The organism is Bradyrhizobium sp. AUGA SZCCT0169 (assembly GCF_018130085.1).
Lineage (GTDB): Bacteria > Pseudomonadota > Alphaproteobacteria > Rhizobiales > Xanthobacteraceae > Bradyrhizobium.
The window spans coordinates 1-18,802 of the sequence record NZ_JAFCMC010000006.1 but is presented as its reverse complement, the minus strand read 5'-3'; the positions used below and the strand labels follow the sequence as shown (position 1 = coordinate 18,802).

At 62.8% G+C, this 18,802-nt stretch carries 20 protein-coding genes; 9 read left to right on the top strand and 11 right to left on the bottom strand.

Annotated features, from left to right (window positions below):
• The first annotated feature begins 89 nt into the window (after positions 1-89).
• Complete coding sequence (gene purL / locus JQ609_RS09300; protein WP_212273206.1) at positions 90-2,297, top strand: phosphoribosylformylglycinamidine synthase subunit PurL; 2,208 nt, start codon at positions 90-92, stop codon at positions 2,295-2,297.
• A 118-nt stretch (positions 2,298-2,415) separates the two neighbouring features.
• Here purL and JQ609_RS09295 read toward each other — a convergent pair whose 3' ends face one another.
• Both JQ609_RS09295 and JQ609_RS09290 read right to left on the bottom strand, forming a co-directional pair.
• Positions 2,416-3,597, bottom strand: a complete 1,182-nt coding sequence (locus JQ609_RS09295) for an acyltransferase (protein ID WP_212204527.1) — start codon at positions 3,595-3,597, stop codon at positions 2,416-2,418.
• Positions 3,598-3,820: 223 nt separating this feature from the next.
• Positions 3,821-4,180 carry a DUF427 domain-containing protein gene (locus JQ609_RS09290; RefSeq protein WP_212204535.1) on the bottom strand — a complete coding sequence of 120 codons (360 nt, stop codon included), beginning with the start codon at positions 4,178-4,180 and terminating at the stop codon, positions 3,821-3,823.
• Between the two features lie 184 nt (positions 4,181-4,364).
• Between JQ609_RS09290 and JQ609_RS09285 the strand changes: the two genes are divergently transcribed.
• Entirely contained in the window at positions 4,365-4,619 is a 255-nt protein-coding gene (locus tag JQ609_RS09285; RefSeq protein ID WP_065750297.1) for a BolA family protein, read from the top strand.
• Positions 4,620-4,640: 21 nt separating this feature from the next.
• Positions 4,641-5,819, top strand: a complete 1,179-nt coding sequence (locus JQ609_RS09280) for a low temperature requirement protein A (protein ID WP_212204537.1) — start codon at positions 4,641-4,643, stop codon at positions 5,817-5,819.
• 41 nt (positions 5,820-5,860) lie between these two features.
• Here the strand turns inward: JQ609_RS09280 and JQ609_RS09275 are convergent, their stop codons facing one another.
• Complete coding sequence (locus tag JQ609_RS09275) at positions 5,861-6,058, bottom strand: hypothetical protein (RefSeq protein WP_212204539.1); 198 nt, start codon at positions 6,056-6,058, stop codon at positions 5,861-5,863.
• A 282-nt stretch (positions 6,059-6,340) separates the two neighbouring features.
• Here JQ609_RS09275 and JQ609_RS09270 point away from each other — a divergent pair, with 282 nt between their 5' ends.
• Positions 6,341-6,640: a hypothetical protein gene (locus JQ609_RS09270; protein WP_212035102.1), complete on the top strand. Its 300-nt coding sequence runs from the start codon at positions 6,341-6,343 to the stop codon at positions 6,638-6,640.
• A 4-nt stretch (positions 6,641-6,644) separates the two neighbouring features.
• Here JQ609_RS09270 and egtD read toward each other — a convergent pair whose 3' ends face one another.
• The gene (gene egtD, locus JQ609_RS09265) at positions 6,645-7,616 is read right to left on the bottom strand and encodes an L-histidine N(alpha)-methyltransferase (RefSeq protein WP_212273205.1); all 972 of its coding nucleotides are present in this window, start codon (positions 7,614-7,616) and stop codon (positions 6,645-6,647) included.
• A 103-nt stretch (positions 7,617-7,719) separates the two neighbouring features.
• Positions 7,720-8,970, bottom strand: coding sequence for an ergothioneine biosynthesis protein EgtB (egtB, locus tag JQ609_RS09260; RefSeq protein ID WP_212273204.1), 1,251 nt, complete (start codon positions 8,968-8,970; stop codon positions 7,720-7,722).
• 306 nt (positions 8,971-9,276) lie between these two features.
• On the opposite strand from egtB, the gene grxD reads away from it, so the two are divergent.
• From grxD to JQ609_RS09240, 4 genes are read left to right on the top strand one after another with little or no spacing between them, the layout of a single operon-like run.
• Complete coding sequence (gene grxD / locus JQ609_RS09255; protein WP_211996336.1) at positions 9,277-9,615, top strand: Grx4 family monothiol glutaredoxin; 339 nt, start codon at positions 9,277-9,279, stop codon at positions 9,613-9,615.
• On the top strand, positions 9,612-10,163 hold the full coding sequence (locus JQ609_RS09250) for an O-acetyl-ADP-ribose deacetylase (protein ID WP_212273386.1): 552 nt from the start codon (positions 9,612-9,614) through the stop codon (positions 10,161-10,163). Before grxD ends, JQ609_RS09250 begins: the two co-directional genes overlap by 4 nt.
• Before the next feature lie 48 nt (positions 10,164-10,211).
• A complete protein-coding gene (locus JQ609_RS09245; RefSeq protein WP_212273203.1) occupies positions 10,212-11,495 on the top strand; it encodes a serine hydrolase in 1,284 nt (427 codons plus the stop codon).
• Positions 11,476-12,771: a serine hydrolase domain-containing protein gene (locus JQ609_RS09240; protein WP_212273202.1), complete on the top strand. Its 1,296-nt coding sequence runs from the start codon at positions 11,476-11,478 to the stop codon at positions 12,769-12,771. The genes JQ609_RS09245 and JQ609_RS09240 overlap by 20 nt, the downstream gene beginning before the upstream one ends.
• A gap of 3 nt (positions 12,772-12,774) precedes the next feature.
• Here JQ609_RS09240 and JQ609_RS09235 read toward each other — a convergent pair whose 3' ends face one another.
• The 6 genes from JQ609_RS09235 to JQ609_RS09210 form a co-directional block, all read right to left on the bottom strand.
• On the bottom strand, positions 12,775-13,845 hold the full coding sequence (locus tag JQ609_RS09235) for a low specificity L-threonine aldolase (RefSeq protein ID WP_212273201.1): 1,071 nt from the start codon (positions 13,843-13,845) through the stop codon (positions 12,775-12,777).
• Positions 13,846-13,888: 43 nt separating this feature from the next.
• The gene (locus tag JQ609_RS09230; RefSeq protein ID WP_212273200.1) at positions 13,889-15,034 is read right to left on the bottom strand and encodes an alpha-hydroxy acid oxidase; all 1,146 of its coding nucleotides are present in this window, start codon (positions 15,032-15,034) and stop codon (positions 13,889-13,891) included.
• 72 nt (positions 15,035-15,106) lie between these two features.
• Complete coding sequence (gene rpsD / locus JQ609_RS09225) at positions 15,107-15,724, bottom strand: 30S ribosomal protein S4 (RefSeq protein WP_212273193.1); 618 nt, start codon at positions 15,722-15,724, stop codon at positions 15,107-15,109.
• A 320-nt stretch (positions 15,725-16,044) separates the two neighbouring features.
• A complete protein-coding gene (locus tag JQ609_RS09220; protein WP_212273185.1) occupies positions 16,045-16,824 on the bottom strand; it encodes an acyltransferase in 780 nt (259 codons plus the stop codon).
• A gap of 227 nt (positions 16,825-17,051) precedes the next feature.
• The gene (locus JQ609_RS09215) at positions 17,052-17,438 is read right to left on the bottom strand and encodes a cupin domain-containing protein (protein ID WP_212204553.1); all 387 of its coding nucleotides are present in this window, start codon (positions 17,436-17,438) and stop codon (positions 17,052-17,054) included.
• A gap of 65 nt (positions 17,439-17,503) precedes the next feature.
• Complete coding sequence (locus tag JQ609_RS09210; RefSeq protein WP_212204555.1) at positions 17,504-18,283, bottom strand: HpcH/HpaI aldolase/citrate lyase family protein; 780 nt, start codon at positions 18,281-18,283, stop codon at positions 17,504-17,506.
• A gap of 299 nt (positions 18,284-18,582) precedes the next feature.
• On the opposite strand from JQ609_RS09210, the gene JQ609_RS09205 reads away from it, so the two are divergent.
• The coding region (locus JQ609_RS09205) for a hypothetical protein (RefSeq protein ID WP_212273184.1) at positions 18,583-18,802 on the top strand (220 nt) is incomplete at its 3' end.

The window sequence follows — 18,802 nt, the reverse complement described above, 5'->3', positions numbered from 1 at the left end:
CGGCCGGCCCGCCGTAAAGCTCTGGACAGGCCGGAAATGCGTCCTAAAAGGCCTTTTCCCAGCCCCCCGATCTTCCTATTAAGGGACCCATGAACGAGCCCCAGATCACCCCCGAACTCGTCGCCAGCCATGGTCTCAAGCCGGACGAGTATGAGCGCATCCTCAAGCTGATCGGTCGGGTGCCGAGTTTCACCGAACTCGGGATTTTTTCCGCGATGTGGAACGAGCACTGCTCGTACAAATCCTCGCGCATCCATCTGCGCGGGCTGCCGACCAAGGCGCCCTGGGTGATCCAGGGTCCGGGCGAGAACGCCGGGGTGATCGACATCGGCGACGGCCTGGCGGTCGTGTTCAAGATGGAGAGCCACAACCACCCGAGCTATATCGAGCCCTATCAGGGCGCGACCACCGGGGTCGGCGGCATTTTGCGCGACGTGTTCACGATGGGCGCGCGGCCGATCGCGTGCCTCAATGCGCTCTCCTTTGGCGCGCCGGAGCATCCCAAAACCCGTCATCTGGTGTCGGGTGTGGTCGCGGGCGTCGGCGGTTACGGCAATTCGTTCGGCGTGCCGACGGTTGGCGGGCAGGTGCGTTTCCACACCCGCTATGACGGCAACATCCTGGTCAATGCGATGGCCGTCGGCCTCGCCGACACCGACAAGATCTTCTACGCCGCGGCCTCCGGCGTGAACATGCCGATCGTCTATTTGGGATCCAAGACCGGCCGTGACGGCATTCACGGCGCGTCGATGGCGTCGGCCGAATTCGACGATGACAGCGCCGAGAAGCGCCCCACAGTGCAGGTCGGCGATCCCTTTGCGGAAAAGCTGCTGCTGGAAGCCTGCCTCGAAATCATGGAAGCCGATTGCGTGATCGCGATCCAGGACATGGGCGCGGCCGGGCTGACCTGTTCGGCGGTCGAGATGGGCGCCAAGGGCGATCTCGGCGTCGACCTCGATCTCGACGCGGTGCCGACGCGTGAAACCGGCATGAGCGCCTATGAGATGATGCTCTCGGAAAGCCAGGAGCGCATGCTCATGGTGCTGAAGCCCGAGAAGGAACAAGAGGCCGAGGCGATCTTCCGCAAATGGGGGCTCGATTTCGCCGTCGTCGGCTACACCACGCCGAGCAAGCGCTTTGTGGTGAAGCATGGCGGCGACGTCATGGCCGATTTGCCGATCAAGGAATTGGGCGACGAGGCGCCGTTGTACGACCGGCCGCATGTCGCATCCGCATTGTTGCCGGTGGTGCGCGCGCAGGACGTCAAGCCGCCGATCGGCATTTCGGAAGCACTGGAAAAGCTGATAGCGACGCCCGAGCTCTGCTCGCGGCGCTGGGTCTGGGAGCAGTACGACCACGTCATCCTCGGCAATACGGTGCAGCGCCCGGGTGGCGATGCCGCCGTCGTGCGGGTGCAGGACGGACCGAAGGGGCTTGCGCTCACTGTCGACGTGACGCCGCGTTATTGCGAAGCGGATCCGTTCGAAGGCGGCAAGCAGGCGGTAGCCGAGGCCTGGCGCAACATCACCGCGGTCGGCGGACGGCCGCTCGCGATCACCGACAATCTGAATTTCGGCAATCCGGAACGGCCCGAGATCATGGGCCAGTTCGTCGGCTGCCTGAAGGGTATTGCGGAAGCCTGTCGTTCGCTCGACTTCCCCGTCGTGTCCGGCAATGTCTCGCTCTACAACGAGACCAACGGCCGCGGCATCCTGCCGACGCCCTCGATCGGCGGCGTCGGGCTGCTCGACGATTTCACCAAGTCCGCGACGCTCGCCTTCAAGGCGGCAGGCGAGGCGATCCTGTTGATCGGTGACACGCAGGGCTGGCTCGGACAGTCCGTCTATCTGCGCGATGTCTGCGGTCGCGAAGAGGGCGCGCCGCCGCCGGTGGACCTCGCCGCCGAAAAGCGCAATGGCGACGTGGTGCGCGGCATGATCCACGCCGGCACCGCAACCGCGGTGCATGACGTTTCCGACGGCGGACTTCTGATCGCGCTCGCCGAGATGGCAATTGCGAGCGGCATCGGTGCGCAGCTGTTGGCGGCGCCGGCCTCGATCGTGCCGCACGGCTACTGGTTCGGCGAAGACCAGGCACGCTACATCGTGACGGTGCCGGCGGCCGATGTCGGACTGGTGCTGGCGAAGATGAAGGGCGCCGGGGTGCCCTGCGCGCGGATCGGCACCACTGGCGGCGATGCGATCGCGGTGGCCGGTGAAGCACCGGTCGCGGTGGCCTCGCTCAACACGGCGTTCGAAAGCTGGCTGCCGGCTTACATGAGCGGCAAGGCGTCTTAACCCTACAGTCATGCCGGGATGGTCCGTAGGACCAGACCTCAGATGTGTAATTGCACATCGGGGAATCTCGAGATTTCGGGTTCGATGCTCCGCATCGCCCCGGAATGACGGCTCAAGTTCAAAGCACCCGCTTCGCACCCGGAATCTGCCGCAGCGCGCGCGTCAACGCCCAGCTGAACGCGACCGTTAATACGAATCCGATGGGGGCTTTCACGGTCGCAGGCATATTGAAATCGAACAGCCAATACTGCAGCCACAGCGCGATCGGATAGTGCACCAGGAACATGCCGTAGGCATCGCCCTGCATCGGATCGAGTACGCTCCTGCCGGAGTTGGCGAACCTCAGGAAATAGGCCAGGATCAGGAACAGGATGGCCACGCTGAAGACAGTGAAGCAGACAGCATAGGCCCCTTCATACCAGTCGGGCAGGTCTGCTGGATTCCCCAGGTTTTCGCGCTTGATGGAGATCAGCACCCACATGAGGTAATACGGAACGATCGCCAGGATCATCCAATCCCAGCTGACCTTCGCCATCCGGCCGTCAGCCGCGAGCAGCCCGCGATCCATCATCGCAACGCCGATGCCGGCGCCGAAAAAGAAGTAGGTTGCGTAGAGCATCACGCGGCCGTGCTGGACCGAGAACGGCCCGAACTCGAACCAATCGCTGGCACCGTAGTGAACCCGCCCGGGAATGTAGAACGCCGCGGTGACGGCAACCATGACCGCGAAGAACACCGCGGGCCGGCGGCGACCGTGCAGCGAGAGGCGATTGATCGGATCGAGAAGGTTGGGTGACAGCCGATACAACAGGCAAGCAACCAGATCGAAGCCGAGCAAGACCCAAAGGAACCAGATCGGTCCGCTCGGCCAGGGTCCGACGGTGACGGTTTTCCACCAGAATGAAGCGAAGCTGACCTCGGGATGCTGCCGCAGGGAAATGGCGTAATAGGCGATCGGAATGACGGTCAGCGCGCAGATCGCGAATGGCAGGGCAAGCCGAAACAGGCGATCCTGCAAATAATTCAGCGGTCCCTTTCGGGCAATGCCGGACCATGCGAACAGGCCAGACAGGAAAAAGAACATCGCCATGAAGAAACTGTCGGTGGCGAGCACGATCATGTCGAAGCCGAAGAATGACTTCGAGTCGGTGTGACCGTAGTAGGTGTACGGGATGACGGCGTGGTGCAGCAGCACCACCAGCGTCAGGAAGGTGCGGGCGCGATCGAGCGAAAGGTTTCGCGATTTGGCTTTTGGCACCGCGTGGGCGTCGGCATGCCCCACGGTGGAAATCGAAGTCATGCGCGCCTCCCCAGCCGCTGTTTGTCCGGAATGTTGCAGCCGGGAACCCGATCAGCAAGGCGAATCATCAAGCCCCGCGGCGCGGCATCGTCGTTCATTCGATAAAAATGTCGCGACATGCGACTGAACACGATTCGGAATTTCGCCGCATGGCAAAAAGCGCGAAGCGCGACTTCGCGCCTGACGATCCAGCCGTCAGCGCCTTGGCCGTCGGATCAGGCCCTCAGGCCACTTCCTCGATCTTGACCTTGTCCGGATAGAACGCCAGATGGCCGGCGATCTCTGCCATCGCCGGGAACGGCGTCTCATAGGTCCAGATCGAATTCTCCAATGTCTTGCCGTCGGCGTTGATGCTGAAATAGTTCGCGTCCCCCTTGTAGGGACAATGCGTGGTCCGCTCGGTGCGGGCCAACAGCGCCATATTGACGTCGCTGCGCGGCACATATTGCACCGCCGGATAGCGCGCCTCCTTGAGAGTGAGGGCCTGGGTAGTGTCGGCGATGACCACGCCGCCGGCCGAAACCCGGACGCGCTTGGGATTGGCCGCAATCGTGATCGGATGGTCGGGACCGGGAAGTTTCATGGTTCTTGGCCTCTTTTTGGGTCAGCCGGATGTGACCGGACGCCTCAGCCTGAATGGTTTAAAAGGTTTGAACCCGGGATATAGTGCCGGGCAGGATGACCTAGAAGGGCGTACGCGCTAGGTTTGGTCGTCACGGTCGCGAGAGCTGGCCGTGATTCGCAACATCTGACGGAGACATGCTGGAATGCCGATGGACGCCCACGATATCGAATCGATGATCAAGGCAGCCATACCCGATGCCGAGGTGACGATCCGCGATCTGGCCGGCGACGGCGATCACTACGCCGCGACCGTGATTTCTGAGTCCTTCCGCGGCAAGTCGAGGGTCCAGCAACACCAGATCGTCTACCAGTCGCTCAAGGGGCAGATGGGCGGCGTGCTGCACGCACTGGCGCTGCAAACCGGGGTACCTGGCGGACCTGGGGTGCCCGAAGGCTGACCGAACCTCGGAGGCGCGCCAATGGCGGCGGATGCACACGGCGCGCTGTTCCGACCGATCGTGCCGCACCAGCACAGCCGGGTGACTTACGCCGAGCTGTTCTTCGACCTCGTCTTCGTCTTTGCGGTCACACAGATCTCGCACAGCCTGCTCGGCCATTTCACGCCGTTGGGCGCGCTGCAGGTCACGATGCTGTTCCTCGCGGTCTGGTGGGTGTGGGTCTACACCTCCTGGATCACCAACTGGCTCAATCCCGAAAAGACCCCCGTCCGGCTGCTGCTGTTTGCGCTGACGCTCGGCGGGCTCGTGCTCTCAACCTCGATTCCGAAGGCGTTTGACGACCGCGGGCTGTGGTTCGCGGTGGCCTATGCCGCGATGCAGGTCGGCAAGACCGTGTTTCTGTGGGTCGCGACGCCACCGTCGCGTCCTCTGGCGCGGATGAATGCGATCCGGATCACGTCGTGGCTGGCGTTGTCGGCGGTGTTCTGGATCGCGGGTGGATTTGCGAAGGGCGAAACCCGGCTGGTGCTGTGGGGGATCGCGCTCGTCATCGAATATCTGTCGCCGGCGGTGCGGTTCTGGATACCCCGGTACGGCGCGTCTTCGGTTGCCGATTGGGTGATCGAGGGCGGCCACATGGCCGAACGCTGCGCGGGGTTCATCATCATCGCGCTCGGCGAATCCATCATTGTGACGGGTGCTACTTTTGCCGAGCTGACCTGGACGATCGAAAATGTCACGGCCTTCGTGTCAGCCTTTGTCGGCACCCTGGCGATGTGGTGGATCTACTTCAACAAGGGCGCCGAAGCGGGATCCGAACAGATTTCAAAATCGAGCGAACCGGGGCGGCTGGCGCGGCTCGCCTATACTTACCTGCACATGCCGATCGTGGCGGGGATTATCGTCACGGCAGTGGCCGACGAACTGGTGCTGAAGCACCCGGGCGGTCATTCCGATCTCAGGACGGTGCTGAGCGCGACCGGCGGACCGCTGCTGTTCCTGATCGGGACGATCCTGTTCAAGCACAGTTTTCGCGGATTTCTGCAGCTCTCGCATGGTGTCGGTATCATCGTGCTGTGCGGACTGGCCTGGTTCGCGCACGACCTGTCGCCGCTATGGCTCTCGCTGCTCACGACCGCGATCATGGTGGTGGTCGCGGTGTGGGAATCGATCTCGCTCAGGTCCGACACGCCCGAGTAGTGTGGGCCGGTCGCGTGACCGGCGCGCCGTCGCGAACGGCACTACTTCTGAGCGACGAGGTTCTTCAGGACGAGGTCGGACAATTGGACCACAAGGGCACGAAGCCTGACGTTTTCCTCGATCAGCGACGCCAGCGCGGCGCTCGCCTCGGAATCAGCTCCCTCGTCTTCATCGACTTGCGCCGATAAAGGTCCGAAGCGGTGCTTCTGGCTCCTGGACGTCGGATACGCATTCCCCATAACTAGATCCCCTGGCACGAACTCAACCCCAGCCAAGTCGTCGGAGCAGGATTGGCTGAGTCGGCGTCAAAATTTGGACATTTCGAAGGGGAAACGACAGCGCTGCTGCAGCGAATTGCTGGCGCAGAATGACGAAATTGCAAATTTGTTAAGCATTTGCTTTCATACGAGACGACGAAGGGGCTGATGCGCGGCGGCGCTGCCACCTTGTTCGCAAGTACAATCTGACCAGCGCGGTCAACTCAGTCCCCACGGCATGCCCGTGGCCGAGAACGCGCGCCGATGAAACAAAGCGAAGCACGTGCCCTGATACTCCAGCAGTGGGATGACTGGATACTGACGCAGGCGATCGATCCTGGCGGCCCCACCGGCAAGGACTCGCTGCGATTCTTCTACGAGCTGCAGGACGACGGGTCGCCGCTATTGGATTTCCAATCTCGCGGGCAGGACAAATGGCGGATCATTCACGGCTGGCTTCTCGGCGCCGAGCGATTGTCCGATCATTGGATGATGCCTTCGCCACGGATCATACCCACGCGCAAGCCGCGGTCGGCGCGCGGCAAGTCCGGGGCGAAAACGTGAGGGCTCAGTCCAAGGCCGCCAGCGCGTGCACCGAGAACATCCTGTTCTTGTCGGTCCAGGACTCCCGCACCTTCCAGCCCGCGCCACGCGCCAGCGCGGTGAAGCGCTCGAAGCTGTATTTGTAGCTGTTCTCCGTGTGGATGCTCTCGCCAGGGCGGAACGAGAAATTGTGCCCGAGCACGCGCACGTTCTGCGCTTTGCGGCTGATCAGATGCATCTCGATGCGATGGCGGTCGCGATTGTAGATCGAGCGGTGGGTGAAGGCGGAGAGATCGAAATTGCCGCCGAGCTCGCGGTTGATGCGCACTAGCACATTGAGATTGAAGCGCGCGGTAACGCCGGCTGAATCATTGTAGGCGTCATACAGCACGCGCTCATCCTTCTCGAGATCGACGCCGACGATCATCTGCGCGCCGTCGCCGAGGATCTCGCGGGCGGTGCGCAGGAAGGCGCTGGCTTCATTCGGCTCGAAATTGCCGAGCGTCGATCCCGGAAAGAAGCCGAGCTTCGGCATATTGGCGATCTCGGCCGGCAGCGCGAACGGTGCCGTGAAATCCGCGGCCACCGGATAGACGTTGAGACCGGGGAAATCCTTGCGCAGCGCGTCGGCCTGCGCCTTGAGGAAGTCACCGGATATATCGACCGGGACGTAGGCGCCGAAGTCGCTGCGTTCCAGCAGCAGGCGCACCTTCGTGGTGGCGCCGGCGCCGAATTCCACCAGCGCCGCCCCCTTCGCGATGATCGCGGCGATCGCATCGCCGCGGTCGCGCAGAATGCCAAGTTCGGTACGGGTCGGATAATATTCCGGCAGCACCGTGATCTGTTCGAACAGCTCCGACCCCGTGACGTCGTAGAAATATTTCGGCGACAGCCGCTTGGGATGCTGCGCGAGGTTGCCGATCACGTCTTCCGCAAACGCCGTAGTCTGTTCATCGAACTCGTGCGTGAGGGCCAAAGCGGGGGCATGCACATTCATGATACTCTCCTGAACGCGCTTCCCGGCGCGCTTTTGATCATCGGTTGGGCGTGATCTGGTTCGGAAAGGCGTCGTCGCCGTTCCGGATCATGCTTGAGAAAGGTCAGGCGTAGTCTGCAAGGCGCAATCCCGTGAATTGCCAGCGGTGGTGCGGATAAAAGAAGTTGCGATAGGTGATACGGCTGTGACCGGCCGGAGTTGCAAGCGACGACCCGCGCAGCACCAGTTGGTTGACCATGAACTTGCCGTTATATTCGCCGAGCGCGCCTTCGATGGCGCGATAGCCGGGATAGGGTGAGTAGGAACTGCGGGTCCACTGCCAGACGATACCGAAGGCGTCGTTCAACAGGCCGGCCCGTGCCGCGACTTCCCATTCCATCTCGGTCGGCAGATGCTTTCCGCTCCAGCGCGCGAATGCATCCGCCTCGTAATAACTGACATGGCTGACCGGAGCGGACGGATCGATCGGCTGCAATCCGCCGAGCGTCATGATCTTCCATTCGCCGCCAACCTGGCGCCAGTGGCCGGGCGCCTGCCATTGCTCGTTGTTCACGGTGGCAAAACCGTCCATCAGCCACAGCGTCGCCGTCGCGTAGCCGTCGTCCTTCATGAAGGCGAGCCATTCGGCGTTGGTGACGAGGTTGCGGGCGAGTTTCACCGGGCCGACCAGCGCGCGGTGGGCGGGCTTCTCATTGTCGAAATGAAAACTGTCGTCGGTATGCCCGACGGTATGGATGCCTTCGTTGAGGGCGATCCATTCGTCACCGCCCCGTGTCGGGGCAGGGAAGCGCCACGCCGCATCATAGGCCGGCGGGATCGGGTTCTGGGCGAAGGCGTGCAGGATGTCGGTGAGCATCAATTCCTGATGCTGCTGCTCGTGGTTGAGACCGACTTCGACCAGCGGCACCAGTCCGGAAAGCACGTCCTCGCGCGCGGTCTGGAAGAATTTGACGACGGCGGCATCGACATGGCGCCGATAGGCGGTGACTTCGTCGGCTGTCGGGCGCGTCAGGTGACCGCGCTGGTGGCGGGCATGGCGGGGGCCGGCACTGACATAATAGGAGTTGAACAGGAAGGCGTAGTCGGGGTGAAAAACCCGATAGCCCTCGCAATGCTCGCCGAGCAGGAATTGCTCGAAAAACCAGGTGGTATGAGCGCGGTGCCACTTTGCCGGGCTGGCGTCCGGCATCGACTGGATCAGCTGATCCTCGGGGGACAGGGGCGCGGCCCGGCGCTCGGTCTCGTCCCGGACTGCGAGATAGGCGTCGACCAGTCGCTGGGCTAGGGTGCCGGAATCGGAAAAGAGTGACGGGGTGGGGGTGGCTAACGCGGCCGCGGCTACTGATTTCGTCACTGGTGGCTCCGGTTCGGGAGAGAACGTTTCTCTGGCAGACAGGTTCCTGACGGACAGTCCGTCCTAGATAGGGGTTCCCATCCGGGAAAAAAGCCTCCCGGCGCCGTGATATTGATGCCATCAAACTATGAGCCGCCCGGCCTTTTGGGCGCCGCGGCAAGGCCGCGCATGCCAGCTCCTCGCCATTTTACTTTGGATGCACAACGGTTTGGGCTACATATATGACCAGTATCGGGGTTGAATCGGACGAGCCGGCCCGTAAGTAAGGCTTAGCCGCAGGGGGCTGTGCCCCAAAAGGAAGCGAATATGAGCATCGAGCAATTCATCGACAACGAAGTGAAGTCGAACGACGTCGTGCTGTTCATGAAGGGAACGCCGCAGTTTCCGCAGTGCGGTTTCTCGGGGCAGGTGGTCCAGATCCTCGATCACGTGGGCGTCGGCTACAAGGGCCTGAACGTTCTGGAATCCGCCGATCTGCGCGACGGCATCAAGACCTACTCCAACTGGCCGACGATTCCGCAGCTCTACGTCAAGGGCGAGTTCATCGGCGGTTGCGACATCATCCGCGAGATGTTCCAGGCCGGTGAATTGCAGCAGCTGTTCGCCGACAAGGGCGTCGCCGTCAACACGGCGGCTTCAGCCTGAGTTCGACCGCGCGCCAGATCGGCAAGGCGCGGCTGGAAGTCATCGTTGCCGACATCACCAGCTTGCGCGTTGACGCCATCGTCAACGCCGCGAATTCGTCCCTGCTCGGCGGGGGCGGCGTCGATGGGGCGATCCATCGGGCGGCCGGACCTGAACTGTTGGCCGAGTGTCGCACGCTGAATGGTTGTGCGACCGGCGATGCCAAAATCACCCGGGGCTACCGGCTCAAGGCCCAACATGTGATCCACACAGTTGGACCGGTTTGGAACGGCGGTAACCTTGGCGAAGACGATTTGCTCGCCTCGTGCTATCGCCGCTCGATCGAACTTTGCCGAAAGCACGATCTTGCCTCCGTGGCCTTTCCGGCGATTTCAACCGGGATCTATCGCTTCCCCGCCGAACGCGCGGCCGGGATCGCGGTCGCAACCGTGGTCGATGCGCTGGCCACGGCACCCGAAATGACCAGCGTGATTTTTTGCTGCTTCTCCGAGGATAGCGCCCGTCTGCATGAATCGGCGCTGGCTGCCTTCGGGAGCCCTTGTGCCTGATGACACGCGACCGCTACACTCCCCGGGCGAATTCCGGGGAGGGGTCCAATGAATTCACGTCAAGTGCTGCGCGCGCTCGTTTGTGGCGCGCTGACGTTAAGCGTGCCGCCGCTGGCCCGCGCCGGGGGCACCTTCGATATGCCGGCGGGTGCGCGCTTCAATGAAGCAAAACTCGCCAAGATCAGCGAATTCTTCGCAAACGAGGTCGCAACCGGCAAGATCGCCGGTGCGAACGTCCTGATCCAGCAGCGCGGCAAGCCGGTCTATCACCAGACCTTCGGCGTGCAGGATGTGGTCTCCAAGACGCCGATCACGGACAAGACCATCTTCCGCCTGTCTTCGCTGACCAAGGCGATCACCTCAGTCGTGGCGATGCAGCTGATCCAGGACGGCAAGATCAAGCTCGACGATCCCGTCTCGAAATACATTCCGTCCTTCGCTAACATGAAGGTCGGCGTGGAGAAAAAGGCCGAGGACGGCAACAGGATGCTCGAACTGGTGCCGATGACCCGGCCCATTACCATCCTCGACCTGTTGCGCCACACCTCCGGCATCACCTATGGCTTCTATGGCGACAGTCTGGTGCGCAAGGCCTACAAGGAAGCCAACCTCTACGCAGGCGAATTCGATCTCGCCGAGTTCGCCGAACGGATCGCCAAGCTGCCGCTGCACAACCAGCCGGGCGCGCTCTGGCAGTACGGCCATTCCACCGACATCCTGGGACGGATCATGGAGATCGTGTCCGGAAAATCCTTGCTCGAGATCGAGAAGGAAAAGCTGCTCGATCCGCTCGGCATGACCGACACCGGCTTCTTCGTCACCGAACCGGAGCGGTTGCAACGGCTCGCCCAGCCGGTGCCGAACGACAGTGATTTCCGTGTCGGCCGCCAGTACCGGACCGAGGTTCGCCAGAAATGGGAATCCGCCAGCGGCGGCATGGTCTCGACCATGCCGGACTTTTCGCGCTTTGCGCAAATGCTGCTCAATGGCGGGACGTTCGAGGGCAAGACCTATCTGAGCCCGAAGACGTTCGAGTTGATGGCATCGGACCATACCGGCAAGAATTCCGGCGTCGAGCGGGATTATTTCTATTTTCCCGGTGACGGCTTCGGCATGGGGCTTGGATTTGCCGTGCGCACCGATCCCGGTAACGCCAAGCCGCCGCCGCCGGGATCGCTGGGCGAGCTGAAATGGGACGGCGCCTCGGGTTGCTACATGGTGATCGACCGCAAGCAGGAAATGTTCTTCGTGGTTCTTGAGCAGACGCCAACCGAGCGGCAACGCGTCCAGCGCACCCTCAAGCAGCTGGTCTATGAGGCGCTGGAGAATTGACGGCGTGAAGCTCCGCGGTTTGTTCGCAGCGGCGCTGGCCGCATTCGTCGTCCTCGTCTCGTCGCATGTCGTGGGTGCCAGCGAGCCTGCGCCGGGCGCGGGAAGCTTTTCGCGCGAAGGCCTGACGCGCGTCGGCGACTATATCCGCAACGAAATCGCGGCCGGCACAATCCCCGGTGCGATCCTGCTGATCCAGCAGCACGGCAAGCCGGTGTATTTCGAGAGCTTCGGCGTCCGCGACGTCGCGACCAAACTGCCGATGAGCGCGGATACCATCTTCCGCCTCTATTCGATGTCGAAGCCGATCACCTCGGTGGCGGCGATGATGCTGGTCGAGGACGGAAAATTAAGACTCGACGATCCGGTCTCGAAATACATCCCGGCCTTTGCGGCGACAAAAGTCGGCGTCGAGAAGCGCGCCGACGACGGCACGCTGACGCTGGTCGAGGAACCGCTCGAACGGCCCATTACGATCACCGATTTGCTGCGCCATACCTCCGGCCTGCCTTACGGTTACATGGGAGGAGGTCTTGTACGCGCCCGCTACGCCGAGGCCGGTCTGATCCGCCGCAACCTGACCAATGCCGAATTTGCCGAGCAAGTCGCAAAACTGCCGTTGGTCGAGCAGCCAGGCACGCGATGGGACTACGGCTTTTCCACCGACGTGCTCGGGCGCGTGATCGAGGTGGCGTCGGGAAAATCCCTGCTTGAGTTCGAAAAGGAACGGTTGCTCGGCCCACTCGGGATGAGCGAGACGGCGTTCATCGTCAGCGATCCGGCAATGCGGCCACGCATTGCCGAGCCGATGCCGACCGATCGCGCGATCAGCCCGGTCACCAACGTCCGAGATCCGATGGAGCCGAGGCGGATGGAGTCCGGCGGCGGCGGCATGGTGGGCACCATCGGCGACTATGCTCGCTTCGCCCAGATGCTGCTGAATGGCGGCACTTTCGAAGGCCGTCGCTACCTCAGGCCCGAGACGATCGCGCTCATGACGTCCGACCACATCGGCGCGAAAACGAAAATCGCGCGCGACCATGCCTACTATCCCGGCGAAACGAGCGGCTTCGGCCTCGGTTTTGCGGTGCGCACGTCGGTGCCGCCGAACACGTCGTGGCCGCTGGGCGAGTACCGTTGGGATGGCGTCGCGGGCACGTTCTTCTTCATCGACCCCAAGGACGACATGTTCGCGATTTTCATGGTGCAGACACCGTCGCAGCGCGGACGCATTCAGCTTGCATTGAAGACGCTGATCTATCAGGCGTTGGGAAGGTAAGCGTCAAGCCCCGCGCACGATCTCGCGCACGAAACCGACCGTCTCCTCGATCATCGCGGCCGTCACATCGAGATGGGTGCAGGCACGGATCCTGCCGTCCATCATCGCCAGCAGCACGCCGCGCTTGCGCAGAGCCTCGATCATCTTGTCGCCCGGGATGCCGGCACCGTCAGGCTTGAAGAACACGAGGTTGGTTTCCGGCTGCTGCACCTCGATGCCATTGATCTGCGAGAGGCCGCGCGCCAGCGCCCGCGCGTTGGCGTGATCGTCGGCGAGGCGGTCGACGTGATGGTCGAGCGCGTAGACGCAGGCTGCTGCACAAATGCCGGCCTGCCGCATCGAGCCGCCGAGCCGCTGCTTCCAGCGCCAGACATTGTCGATGAAATCGCGCGAGCCGGCGATGGCGCCGCCGACAGGCGCACCGAGGCCCTTGGAGAAATCGATCCACGTCGAATCCCAGCCCGCAGCCATGTCGCGCGCGGAAATGCCCGACGCGACGCAGGCGTTCAGCAGTCGCGCACCGTCCATATGGGTGACGAGCCCGTTGGCCTTGGCGATTTCGACGATCTCATCCAGCGCGGCCTTCTTCCAGATCGTGCCGCCGCCGATATTGGCTGTTTGTTCGACGCTGACGACGGTTTGCGGCGGCTGGTAGCGCGAGCGCGGATGAAGCGCGGCACGAAACGTCTCCGGCGAGAATTGCCCGTCGTCGCCCGGCAGCGGGGTGATCTGGAAGCCGCCGAGGGCGGCATGCGCACCACCTTCGCGGGCGATGATATGTGCGCTGACATGCGCCAGGATCTCGTCGCCCGGCCGGCACCAGGACAAGGTCGCCGCGACGTTGCACATGGTGCCCGACGGCATGAATACGGCCGCTTCCTTGCCGAGCAGGTCGGCGACGCGTTCGCACAGCAGGTTCACGGTCGGATCATCGCCGATCTGTTCGTCGCCGACTTCGGCCCGCGCCATTGCCTCGCGCATCGCCGGCGTGGGGCGGGTCTGGGTATCCGACAGCAGGTTGATACGGACCGGCGCTGCCTTGGGATCGCGCGGAGGAGGGGTGTAGTGGGTCATGACTGACTCTCGTGATTTGCAAGATGACGGGGAGAGGGAGGAATTATCTGAAGCGCAGATTTTCGCGTGACAACTGGTCGATCGATCTGCACCCCATCAGCTTCATGTCGCGCTCGATCTCCGCTCGCATCAGGCCGAGTGCGCGCTCAACGCCGGCCTGGCCGGCTGCGGCGAGAGGATAGAGATAGAAGCGCCCGACGCCAACCGCTTTGGCTCCCAGCGACAATGCTTTCAGGACATGGGTGCCACGCTGGATTCCGCCGTCCATGATGACATCGATCCGGTCGCCGACGGCATCGACGATTTCAGCCAGCTGATCGAACGCCGCCCGCGAACCGTCGAGCTGCCGGCCGCCATGGTTGGACAGGATGATGCCGGTGCAGCCGATCTCGACGGCGCGTTTGGCATCGGCCACCGACATGATGCCCTTCAGGCAGAATTGTCCGTTCCATAGCTTCACCATTTCAGCGACGTCGTCCCAGGTCATGGACGGGTCGAGCATTTCGGTGAAGTAGCGCCCGATCGACATGGCGCCGCCGCTCATATCGACGTGCTCGTCGAGCTGAGGCAGTTTGAAGCCCTCATGAGTGAGATAGTTGATGCCCCACATCGGCTTGATCGCGAACTGGGCCATGCCGGCAAGCGTCAGGCGGAAGGGAATCGAGAATCCGGTTCGCAAATCGCGTTCGCGATTTCCCCCGGTGATGCTGTCCACCGTCAGCATCATGACGTTGACGCCGGCTTGCTTCGCCCGCTGCATCATGGCGCGGTTGAGACCGCGGTCGCGGTGAAAATAGAACTGATAGACCTGCGGCGTAGCGTGCGCCTTGCGCAGTTCCTCGAGGCTGACGGTGCCGAGCGAGGAGACGCCGAACATCGTGCCGTACTTCGCGGCTGCTGCAGCCACCGCGCGCTCGCCGGTATGGTGGAACAGGCGCTGCAGCGCAGTCGGGGAGCAATAGACCGGCATCGCCAGCTTCTGGCCCATCACGGTCACCGACATGTCGATGGCCTCCACGCCGCGCAGGACGTTGGGCACCAGATCGCAGCGCTCGAAGCTTTGGGTATTCTGGCGCAGCGTCGCCTCGTCGTCGGCGGCGCCGTCGATGTAATTGAAGATCGGGCCGGGCAAGCGCCGTTGCGCCAGCTTTCGGAAGTCATGGAAGTTGTGGCAGTCGCTCAAGCGCATGGCGTTTCCCCGCGGGGCAGAAAAAAGGCCCCGGTTTTCCCGGGGCCTTTGTAGCTCGAAAATCCGCGCCGATCAGCGCGAATAGAATTCGACGATCAGATGCGGCTCCATCTGCACCGCGAACGGCACGTCCGACAGCGCCGGGATGCGGGTGAACTTCGCCGTCATCTTGGAGTGATCGGCTTCGATGAAGTCGGGCACGTCGCGCTCGCCGAGCTGGCTTGCTTCCAGCACCGGGGTGAGCTGCTTGGAGGATTCCTTGATCTCGATGACGTCGCCGGGCTTGACCTTGTAGCTCGAAATGTTGACGCGGCGGCCGTTCACCTTGATGTGGCCGTGGTTGATGAACTGGCGCGCGGCGAACATGGTGGCGACGAACTTGGCGCGGTAGACCACGGTGTCGAGGCGGCGCTCGAGCAGGCCGATCAGGTTTTCACCGGTGTCGCCCTTCATCCGGCCGGCTTCGACATAGATGCCGTGGAACTGGCGCTCGGAAATGTTGGCGTAATAGCCCTTGAGCTTCTGCTTGGCGCGGAGCTGCACGCCGAAGTCGGACAGCTTGCCCTTGCGGCGCTGGCCGTGCTGGCCGGGGCCGTATTCACGGCGGTTCACGGGGCTCTTGGGGCGGCCCCAGATATTCTGGCCCATACGGCGATCGATCTTGTACTTCGCCTCACTGCGCTTAGTCATCGCGTCCTCTTGATAAGTTTGAGTTTTGAGGAGACGCGCCCTCCTGTGCGCCGGGAACTTCCCGGTGCCGACAGGTCCGCCTCGAAAGCTCGGGGAGGACCACGGGTCGCGAAACGCAACGCGGGCCGAAAACGGCCCGCGAGCAAGCGGGTTATTAGGGGGGAAGTGCCGTTGTGTCAACGATTTGGGCACGTCATTCCGGGGCAATGCGCAGCATTGAACTATGGTGCGCAATTGCGCACCTGAGAATCTCGAGATCCCGAGAGGTGCAATTGCACCCCTGAGGTTCGCTTCGCCCCGGGATGACGGCCGTGAGGCCGTCAAGTCGCGACCGCCCGGACCGCTTTTGGCTCGGTTTGCTGCCGATTCGCCCGCAATTCCCCCGCGATTTCGGCGTTCAGCACCTGTTCCAGCCGATTCAGCACCTTGGCGATCAGGGCGGCATCGGTAATCCGGTGGTCCCAGCGTAACACGACGTCGATCGTCTGGTCCGGTTTCTCGACCCCGTAGCTCAGCACGAAGGGGCCCGGGCTCATGGCGTGGAGCTGCCCGGCGCCATAGGCGGCCACCGACGTGACCCCGAAACTGCCGAAATAATTGGCGCGCTGGCGGCCGAAATTCAGCCCGATCGCCCAGAACAGCCGGCGCAGCGGCAGCGGCAGCCGCGTCGTGCGCAGGATTTTGCGGAACGCCGGCACCTGTTCGATCGGCGCCTGCTTGGCATGCCGGATCATCGCGTCGACCTCCGCCAGCGACATTTCATCGGGTGCGGTGACCTTTTGCGGCAGCACGCAATCCTGGCCGTCCTCGACGCGCGCGATCGCCACCATCGCGACGCTGCGCGGCAGTTCGTAGAACGCAGGCATTGGCCATTTGACGTACAGCGTGCGCAGCACCGGTTGCTCCTTGGCGACCAGCGCGAACGCCTTGACGAAGATCGCCGCCCAGCCCGGCCGCACCGCGGCCTGCGCGCGCGCCTCCAGCAGGCCACGGATATTGAGCGGCCGCGCCAGCGAGACGAACGGCACGCGCTTCGACGCATGCATGAGGTCAGCGACGAGACGGCGCGGCAATGTTATTTTTCGAACCGTTCCGCGCATGACTCCGCTCAAGTTCCTGCAATCAACAAATCAGAAAAACAAGCGGGCCCAACGACCCGCCAGTGCCCTGATGTAGCACGAACCGGCCGGTTTGACGCCAGAGCCTTTCCGTTTCGATTGCATCGAAATGGAGCTCTGGGCCTTATTTTGAACCGTTTTCTTGACGCGAACCGAGTCTACCCACGGACCAAGTCCGAGGGCATGCTTCGCTTGAAAACGCTCCAGCCTTATGGCGCTGGTTTGGCCAAGGGTTCGCCCGCCTTGACGACGTAAACCCCAAGCACTTTGAAGGGCTTGTCGCCGGCCTTGGCGTCGTGAACGACGCCTTCCGGGATCTGGTAGGATTCCCCGGCCTTGATCTTCACGGGCGGCTTGCCGTCGATGATGAGCTCAAGCTCGCCCTCGAGCACATAGCCGGTCTCGGCACCGGGATGGGTATGGCGGCCGGCCGCGCCGCCTGCAGGCACTTCCGCAATCGCGGTGACGGTGTTGTAGCCGGGTGGGAAGTCGAGTTTTTGCAGCGGGGTGCGCTTGATGCCGCTTTGCTGGGCAATCGCGACCCCGGCGCCGGCGAAGGCTATGACGGTCAATCCGAGCAGAATTTTCCTGATCATGATGTTTGTTCTCCCTGTGGGTAAAGACTAGCACGACACCACCGCCGGCAAAGCTGGGCGTGCAGCTAACGCTTGATCCCTTCAAAACTCGCCGCGATGCCGCGCTGAAACAGCGACCAGTCGAAGCCGAGCGCGAGCGCCACATACCCGCGCTCGATCATTTTATTGGCCTGTTCGGCCGATCGCGCGACGCCGCCGATCGGTACGCCGCTCTTGAAGATGCCTTCCTCGGCGCGCTGCATCAGCGCGACCACTTCGGGGTCGTCGGGCAGGCCACGCTTGTTGATGGATGTCGCAAGGTCGCCGGGGCCGATCACCGCAAGGTCGATGCCTGGCGTTGCCATGATCTCGTCGATGCGGTTGACCGCCTCGACATGTTCAATGGTGATCATGCAGATCATGTCATCGTCGGCGGTCGCCATGTAGTCCGGCATCGACACGCCCCAACGGAACGGCGCGTGAAACGGCCCCCACAGCCGGTCGCCCTTCGGCGGATAGCGCACGCTGCGTACCGCCTTTTCGGCATCGGCCGCGTTGCAGATCATCGGAAAATTGATGCCGAGCGCACCGATGTCCATCGGCGCCTTCGCCAGATGCGGCTCGTTGGCCGCGATCCGCACCATCGGCACGCAGGGCGTGCCTGAGGTGGCCGTGATCATCGCATGCGCTGAGCCGAGATCGATCGGGCCGTGTTCGAGATCGACGATGATCCAGTCAATCCCGGTGCGGGCCATGATCTGCACCGTCTGGATCGAGGGGATGGTCGCGATGGCGCCGAAGGTCGGACGCTTCTCGCGCCATTGCTGACGGAGACGGTTGAGGGGCGTGGAGGGAGCGGAGGTCAAATGGAAATTCCGTTTGGCGGGGAGGGCGGATGCGCGCAGGATAGCATATGATGCGCGGGTGCTAATGGCTCTCTCCGCGTCATTGCGAGCCACCGGGTCGCGCGAATGCGCGCCCGATGACAGGCTCCGCGAAGCAATCCACCTATCCGCGCGCCGAGGCATGGATTGCTTCGCTTCGCTCGCAATGACGGCGATGGTGTAGCGCCACACCATGCTGTCATCCCCGCGCACGCGGGGATCCAGTACGCCGCGGCTTCTCAGTTCAATCTGGGATACTGGATCACCCGCATGCGCGGGTGATGACAGCTGAATATGTGTTCGCGATCTCGCGACGCATTGCGCCCGAGCTTTGCCAGAAATTCCTTGCCCTCGAAAATGAGGGCGCAGGGAAGACCGGGTGCGCGCTGCACCCGCGGTCCCGTGTGCGGTTAGCACAAGAAATGCTGCACACGAGCATACAGGGCAGCGGAGAACACCCGGCCTTCCCTGCGCAATGGCTTTACGGCTTATGCCGTGATC